This is a genomic window from Priestia flexa NBRC 15715 (assembly GCF_001591565.1).
In the GTDB taxonomy this organism is placed as follows: Bacteria; Bacillota; Bacilli; order Bacillales; family Bacillaceae_H; genus Priestia; species Priestia flexa.
Window position 1 is genome coordinate 1 of record NZ_BCVD01000159.1, and the last position, 6986, is coordinate 6986.

General features: G+C 40.5%; 7 protein-coding genes. 2 read left to right on the forward strand and 5 right to left on the reverse strand.

Annotation, left to right across the window (positions count from 1 at the left end):
- Positions 1-71: 71 nt before the first annotated feature.
- Complete coding sequence (locus tag BFL01S_RS18155; protein WP_061786557.1) at positions 72-860, reverse strand: LCP family glycopolymer transferase; 789 nt, start codon at positions 858-860, stop codon at positions 72-74.
- A gap of 124 nt (positions 861-984) precedes the next feature.
- The gene (locus BFL01S_RS18160; protein ID WP_061786558.1) at positions 985-1353 is read right to left on the reverse strand and encodes a PilZ domain-containing protein; all 369 of its coding nucleotides are present in this window, start codon (positions 1351-1353) and stop codon (positions 985-987) included.
- Positions 1354-1655: 302 nt separating this feature from the next.
- Here BFL01S_RS18160 and BFL01S_RS18165 point away from each other — a divergent pair, with 302 nt between their 5' ends.
- On the forward strand, positions 1656-2180 hold the full coding sequence (locus BFL01S_RS18165; RefSeq protein ID WP_025910157.1) for an SUKH-4 family immunity protein: 525 nt from the start codon (positions 1656-1658) through the stop codon (positions 2178-2180).
- A gap of 24 nt (positions 2181-2204) precedes the next feature.
- Here the strand turns inward: BFL01S_RS18165 and BFL01S_RS18170 are convergent, their stop codons facing one another.
- The 3 genes from BFL01S_RS18170 to nagA are packed head-to-tail and all read right to left on the reverse strand — an operon-like array spanning position 2205 to position 4884.
- Positions 2205-2930 carry a GntR family transcriptional regulator gene (locus tag BFL01S_RS18170; protein WP_025910158.1) on the reverse strand — a complete coding sequence of 242 codons (726 nt, stop codon included), beginning with the start codon at positions 2928-2930 and terminating at the stop codon, positions 2205-2207.
- A 38-nt stretch (positions 2931-2968) separates the two neighbouring features.
- Positions 2969-3700 (reverse strand): glucosamine-6-phosphate deaminase, encoded by a 732-nt coding sequence (gene nagB / locus BFL01S_RS18175; protein ID WP_025910159.1) that lies wholly within the window; start codon positions 3698-3700, stop codon positions 2969-2971.
- On the reverse strand, positions 3700-4884 hold the full coding sequence (gene nagA, locus BFL01S_RS18180; RefSeq protein ID WP_025910161.1) for an N-acetylglucosamine-6-phosphate deacetylase: 1185 nt from the start codon (positions 4882-4884) through the stop codon (positions 3700-3702). The genes nagB and nagA overlap by 1 nt, the downstream gene beginning before the upstream one ends.
- 204 nt (positions 4885-5088) lie before the next feature.
- On the opposite strand from nagA, the gene nagE reads away from it, so the two are divergent.
- The gene (gene nagE / locus BFL01S_RS18185) at positions 5089-6966 is read left to right on the forward strand and encodes an N-acetylglucosamine-specific PTS transporter subunit IIBC (RefSeq protein ID WP_061786559.1); all 1878 of its coding nucleotides are present in this window, start codon (positions 5089-5091) and stop codon (positions 6964-6966) included.
- Positions 6967-6986 lie beyond the last annotated feature (20 nt).

Consider the following 6986-nt stretch of genomic DNA (forward strand, 5'->3'; position numbering starts at 1 on the left):
GATTAAAAGTTGTGAACTCTCAATTGTTCAGGCATAGTAGGAGTTGAACTACCTATGTCCCAGCCTCTTTTTTAGGATAACTGAAGCTTGCTTGTAAGCTGTTGAACCTCTACTTCAGTTTGCGGGTATTCAGCTTTTTTAATGCTAGCAAACGCTGCTTTATATTGCTTACGCATAAGTGAAAGGTCCTCGAATGTTAAGTTTGTTTGTACAGTGTTCGATAGCTCATTTAATATCGGTTTTGCTTTTGTGAACGATGGAACGGTAGCCACTTGTTTTATAATCGCTTTGGCAACAAGTATCTGCCGGTCGTGAGCAGAGAGTACATCTTGTTCATGGACAGGCTGAAGGTATGCCAAAGCTTCCTCACCGGTCAGCTTCACTTCACCAGCTGGAAATGTACGCTCATCGTTCGTAAAGGCAGTGGGGTTGTTAATTACAATACCGTCAAGCTTATCAACAATTGTTTTAATGCTTGTTTGATCGATCATGGCATAATAGTCAATTGGAATACCTAGCGTCTGCTCAGCATTTTGTAAGAGCTGTTCTGTAGACTGGGCATTGTCTTTCAAGATAGAAGCTACGGGAATATTGGTCATATGAACATCTGCATCTTTCTTATTAATGGTCATATGCACAAAAGATGTATGTTCTTCGTTTTTTGTAATTAAAAGTGCAGAAATGGGTTTTCCTTGTTTTAACGCTTCTTCTGATAAAGGCTCTTTATGAGACAAAGGTATGTATGCATCATTCATAGCAGCTTTAACCGTTTCATATCCAAACATGCTTGTTCCAACAAATCCAATTAACAAAAGCAGAACAAGGCCACCAATCCATTCTTTTTTTGCTTTACTACTCATTGTGTCACCTTTTCTTTTTACAGTTTCGTTTTTATTATTTCCACGGAGGGTATAAGCTTAAACAAGAACAAAATGTTGAAAAGAAAGGAAGGTGGTTGCACTAAAAAAAGATAGCCATTACGTGCTACCTTTTTCGATACTCTTTTGCATATTGTTTTAATGTATCTAATAATAACTGCTGCTGGTTTTCATCTGTAAATGCTTCAATCCCGTATAAAAACTCATGATTTGATTTTTCTTTCCAGACGGCCAAACCAGTGATTGTAAGGTTTTCATCCAGTAAAGAAAAGTTAACGGTAAGCTCAATAGGTTTTTGAAATACTGGAAGATCTAGTGGTGTGATTAGCTTCATCCCTCTTGGTGATAAATCAATAATGGCAAGTGGACCGGGTTTACTTTCGATGTCTTTTCCATCGTATTTTTTAATGAAAAACGTGCCAACAATGGGCTTTGCAAATGTAAAACGAAAAGGCTCTTCACGCTTATATTGCATAAAACAGCTCGCTCCTTTTAAGTAGGGAATAAATGGAGAAAAATGCATCCTTCAGCTGATGTATTCCTTGCTTTCTTCACATATAGTAAGAGAGAGGCTTCTTTTGCTACTATTTCTCACTACACTATATCGGTCAGTTACATTAAATCTATAGAAAAAGAAAAGGTATTGTCAATATTTTATGAAATTTATGCATTCTTTTGTATCGAAATATAAAGAAATGTTATGACTGAAACGAATAGGTGACAGTGTAAATAAAATAGTAGACAATAAGCATAGTAGGGTAGAGGGAGTGACAGAGGTTGAAGAAAGTAAAACAACGCAAAGAAAAGCGAATACTGTTTGACAAAAGTCAATTAGCACCGCTTAAAGTTGATTTGGAGACTAAAAAGCTGCTAGCTGAAGTTGGGCTACCGCGAGATGTTGCTCCATTGTTTGAATTCATGTCCTCTAAAAATCAGCTATGCACTTTGTGTGAGACGCTTCATTTATCTGCTCGCTATCAGCTTTATTGGTTTTTAGGGATGACAAAGCTAGGCGATCCTATCTGTTTACATGGTGACAATGGCAACATTGTACTGTTAGATGTTTCAAACGATGACTGCGAGCGTCTAATCAACTCATCGCTTGTACAGTTTTTACAGTTTGTTGAACTATTTTACGAATATATCCAGCCTTTCGTATTACGAGATGAACGTCCCGAAGTTGATGGTCATGTTCCAAATATATTAATTCGCGAAATGCGCGAGCGTTTTGAAGAAATTGATAAAGAAGCGATGAAACCCCATAGCTTTTGGAAATTGGAATTGGATTCGCTTTCAAAGTAAACCTCGCTTTGCAACGAGGTTTTTCTATGTCCGATTTATGCTTACGGTAAACTTATAGCGATCTGCACGGTACGCTGACCTCACAACTTCTAGCGGCGTGCCATCTTCTAAGTATGTGTAGCGTTGAATCAGAAGGATAGGGGATCCCTTTGCTACCTGCAAGTGTTCCGTTTCGTTTTCTGTAGCCACAATGGCTTCTAACGTTTGTGTAGCATGTCCAATTTTTAATTCGCTTTGCTGTTCGACATAGTTATAAAGCGATTGTTGGATAATGGCTTCCGTCACGCCTTTGATTAGATTAGCGGACATATAGACCGTTTCAATGGCCATTGGAATTCCATCCGCCAATCGAATACGTGTGATTTCATAGACGGGGTGATGCACTTGAATCGAAAGCTGAGACGCAATTTTTGCTGTAGCGGGAATAATTTCAAAGTGAAGCAAGCGGCTACTTGGCGTGAAGCCCCTTGCCTTCATATCTTCTGTAAAGCTCGTTAAGCCTACAAGCTGCTGCTCAATTTTTTGTTCAGAAACGAACGTTCCGCGTCCTTTTTCACGATATAAAAGGCCTTCATTTACAAGGTTTGTAATTGCTTGTCTTACTGTCATACGGCTAATTTGAAACTGTGTTGCATACTCTCGCTCGGATGGAATTGCATCGTGAGGTTTAAGCTCTCCGTTTTCAATTTGAGAACGAATTCCATCTTCAATCTGTGTGTAAATCGGCAGAGGTGAATTTTTGTCAATCATGCACAATTCCTCCTTTACATCGATCATACTACAATCCGCTATAAGTTTGTACGAGATAATGCCTTCTCATCAGCGATAATTGTAACAGCCTGATGGTTCTTTAAGATGGAAGCAGGAAACTCTTCCGTTACTGTTCCTTCAAGTAAATGATAGATGGCATCTGCTTTATCTTCTCCAGACGCTAATAATAAAATTTCAGTGCTGTTCATAATAGATGAAATGCCCATGGTTATGGCATGAGTCGGTACTTCATCAATGGATGAAAAGTAACGAGCGTTTGCTTGTCTTGTAGAAGAAGCAAGCGTGACCACATGTGTTTTAGATGAAAAAGGCGTACCTGGTTCATTAAAGCCAATGTGCCCGTTACGACCAATTCCTAAGATTTGGAGGTCAATGCCACCAAGTTGTTCAATAAGAGCTTCGTAGCGCTCACATTCTGCTTCTGCATCTTCTGCTGTCCCGTTTGGAATAAATGTTTGATTAAGAGCTACATCGAGGTGACCCAAAAGCGTATCCACCATATAGTAACGATAGCTGTTTGGATTATCAGCAGAAAGGCCGACATACTCATCTAGATTAAATGTGTGCACTTGCTCATAAGACGTTCCATTTGTTTGATGGTCTTGAATAAGAGCTTCATATAAACCTTTAGGTGTTCCACCAGTAGCTAAACCAAGCGTGATTGAAGGATCACTCTTTACTTTGTTAATAATAATACCAGCTGCGGTTTGGCTCATTTCTTTATAATCTTTTACTGAGATGATATTCATTATTGTTCCCCCTGTTCATATGCGATATGTCCACGACACACTGTAAGCTGCACGTCGAAGTTTTTATTCAGTACAACGCAATCTCCATCTTTTCCTACCTTTAAACTGCCTTTACGGTTGAAAACACCAATTTGCTTTGCTGGATTAACAGCAGTCATTTGGATAACGTCTGATACGCTACAGCTGGTAAAGTCTATCATGTTTTTCATTGCGTCATTCATTTTTAAAATGCTGCCTGCAAGCGTTCCATCCCCTAATGTAGCCATTGTTTCGTTTACGTGAACGGGCTGACCACCAAGGTCATAAACGCCGCTTTCCAACCATTTAGCACGTAGTGAATCAGTTATTAAAATTAAGCGCTCGCTTGAAATTTGCTGATAGGCAAGTTTGACCATTTCTTTATGTGAATGAATGCCGTCAGCAATAAGCTCTGTATAGAGCTCTTCGCGCAGGTAAGCTGCACCTAGTACGCCTGGCTCACGGTGATGAATGCCGCGCATCCCGTTGTATAGGTGAGTTACGTGCGATGCCCCGGCTCCAATAGCTGCAACTACTTCTTCATACGTAGCATCTGAATGTCCAATTGAAGCAACTACGTTTGTTTGGTTTAAGTACTTCACAAGCTCTGTTCCACCTAATTCTTCAGGAGCAAGCGTCACAAGTCGAATATGATGTTGTGCTAAATCTTGCCAGCGCTTAAACTGCTCAACGCTTGGCTGTTGAATATGGTGGAGAGGCTGAGCACCTGCTCGCTTGGCTGAAATAAAAGGGCCTTCTAAGTGAATGCCTAGCGCTTCTGCTTGGGCGTTATTTTGGTTGTTTGTAATAAAATGTCCGCATGCGATCAGAGCATCGTTAATGGCTTCTACAGACTGCGTCATTGTAGTCGGAAGAAAGCTTGTTGTTCCTTCTTTTGGAAGGGTAGCAGCCATTGTTTTCAACGCATCTTCTGTTGCGTCCATCGCATCTGCGTTCCCAGCTCCGTGAATGTGGACGTCGATTGCTCCTGGAACGACGATGAAATCAGGAGAATACTCAATAACTCGATCGTTTGAGCTCTTTTGATAATCGTGAATACTACCTAGCTCAGTTATTAACCCGTTTTCTATTTTCAGATATCCGTTTGGATAGACGGTTGTTTCGCCATAAACCGTTACGTTGTAAATGACCAGCGGTTTGTTCATAACATAAGTCTCTCCTTTGTCTTTGTCGAATGTATATGATTAGTGTAGCTCTTTTGAAATTAGTTGTCTATACCAGTTGTGATTTTTTATGTTGTAAGAACTGTTAACACTTATATAAAGGTAATGAAAGCGCATAATTGGTATAGACAACTAGAACACCTCATGGTAGGATGTTAGTAAATATAGAGATAAGGGGATGAAGAAATGTTCCAATTTTTACAACGTGTAGGGAAGTCGCTTATGCTACCCATCGCCGTCTTACCTGCCGCAGCGCTATTGCTGCGCTTAGGTCAACCTGATTTATTAGATATCCCATTTATGGCGCAAGCAGGAGATGCTATCTTCGCTAACTTAGCACTTTTATTTGCTCTTGGAATTGCAGTTGGGTTATCCAAAGATGGAAGCGGAGCAGCTGCTCTTGCAGGTGTCATTGGTTATTTCGTTCTAACAAAAGGAGCCGTTGCGCTTGATAAAACGATTGATATGGGCGTACTTGGTGGAATTGTAGCAGGTATTGTTGCGGGTCTTTTATACAATCGTTTTTCAGATATAAAACTGCCGGAATGGCTAGGTTTTTTTGCTGGTAAACGCTTTGTACCAATTATCACGTCGGTTGTGATGCTTGCTATCGCCGGTTTGTTTGGCGTTATTTGGCCGCCAATTCAAGATCAAATTAACAACATTGGTGAATGGCTAACGGGTGCTGGTGCTCTTGGTGCAGGTATTTTTGGTTTTTTAAACCGTATGCTGATTCCACTAGGGCTACATCATATTTTGAACAGCTTAGTGTGGTTTGTATTCGGGGAATTTAACGGAGCGACAGGGGATTTAAATCGCTTCTTTAAAGGAGATCCAACAGCGGGAACGTTTATGACAGGTTTCTTCCCAGTTATGATGTTTGGTCTTCCAGCAGCCGCGCTTGCGATGGTAGCAGCTGCTAAAAAAGAAAAGCGAAAGCTCGTATCAGGAATGCTTATTGGACTAGCATTTACCTCATTTTTAACAGGAATTACAGAACCAATTGAGTTTTTATTTATGTTTATTGCCCCTGTTTTATACATAGTACATGCTTTGCTAACAGGAATTTCAATGGGGCTTGCCGTCATGCTTGATATTCATCACGGCTTTGGTTTTTCAGCAGGTGCCATTGACTATTTCTTAAACTTTGGAATTGCGCAAAAGCCACTGCTACTGGGAGGAATCGGCCTCATCTATGCAGCGACTTACTTCGCGTTATTTTACTGGCTGATTAAAGCGCTTAATTTAAAAACGCCTGGCCGCGAAGACGATGAAACAGATGGTGAAGAAGCGGTGGTATTATCAGATGATAAACATGTAAACATGGCTGCTCATTTTATTGAAGGTTTGGGTGGAAAAGAAAATCTTGTTGAAATTGATAACTGTGCAACACGCTTGCGTCTACAGGTAAAAGACTCGAGTGCGGTTAATGAAGGACAGCTTAAGAAGAACGGTGCTCGCGGTGTGATGAAGGTTGCAAAAACGAGCGTTCAAGTCATTGTTGGAACGGAAGTAGAGTTTGTAGCTAATGCGATGAAGCAGCTTGTTCGAGGCGAAAAAGTAATGGCAAGTGCATCAGTGAAAGCTGATCCAAAACCAAGCGAAGGCGTGCTTGACGAATTTAGCTTACCGTTTGAAGGGGTGGTTATGCCGCTTGAAAAAGTCCCTGACCAAGTGTTCTCTGCTAAGCTGATGGGCGATGGTTTTGCGATTGAACCTGTTAATAATGCGCTTCATTCACCAATTTCAGGTGAAGTCATTAGTATTTTCCCAACCAAGCACGCGTTTGGTTTGAAAACAGATACTGGGCTAGAATTATTAATTCATGTTGGAATCGATACGGTTGAGCTAAAAGGTGAAGGGTTTACAACACTCGTGAACGAAGGCGAACGTATTGAGCCAGGCACACCGTTATTACAAATCGATCTCGATTATGTGAAAAAGAATGCTACGTCACTTGTTACACCTGTTGTGTTTACTAATTTACCAGAAGGAAAAGAAGTAGAGATTAGAAAGACAGGTTATCAAAAACAAGGTGCGAAAGGTGTTATCAAACTATTATAATGAAGAGGCTGGGACATAAG

Excerpts from the sequence above, each read along its gene's own strand:
- BFL01S_RS18155 (WP_061786557.1), bottom strand. The coding sequence starts at position 860 with ATGAGTAGTAAAGCAAAAAAAGAATGGATTGGTGGCCTTGTTCTGCTT.
- BFL01S_RS18160 (WP_061786558.1), bottom strand. The coding sequence starts at position 1,353 with ATGCAATATAAGCGTGAAGAGCCTTTTCGTTTTACATTTGCAAAGCCC.
- BFL01S_RS18170 (WP_025910158.1), bottom strand. The coding sequence starts at position 2,930 with ATGATTGACAAAAATTCACCTCTGCCGATTTACACACAGATTGAAGAT.
- nagB (WP_025910159.1), bottom strand. The coding sequence starts at position 3,700 with ATGAATATCATCTCAGTAAAAGATTATAAAGAAATGAGCCAAACCGCA.
- nagA (WP_025910161.1), bottom strand. The coding sequence starts at position 4,884 with ATGAACAAACCGCTGGTCATTTACAACGTAACGGTTTATGGCGAAACA.
- nagE (WP_061786559.1), top strand. The coding sequence starts at position 5,089 with ATGTTCCAATTTTTACAACGTGTAGGGAAGTCGCTTATGCTACCCATC.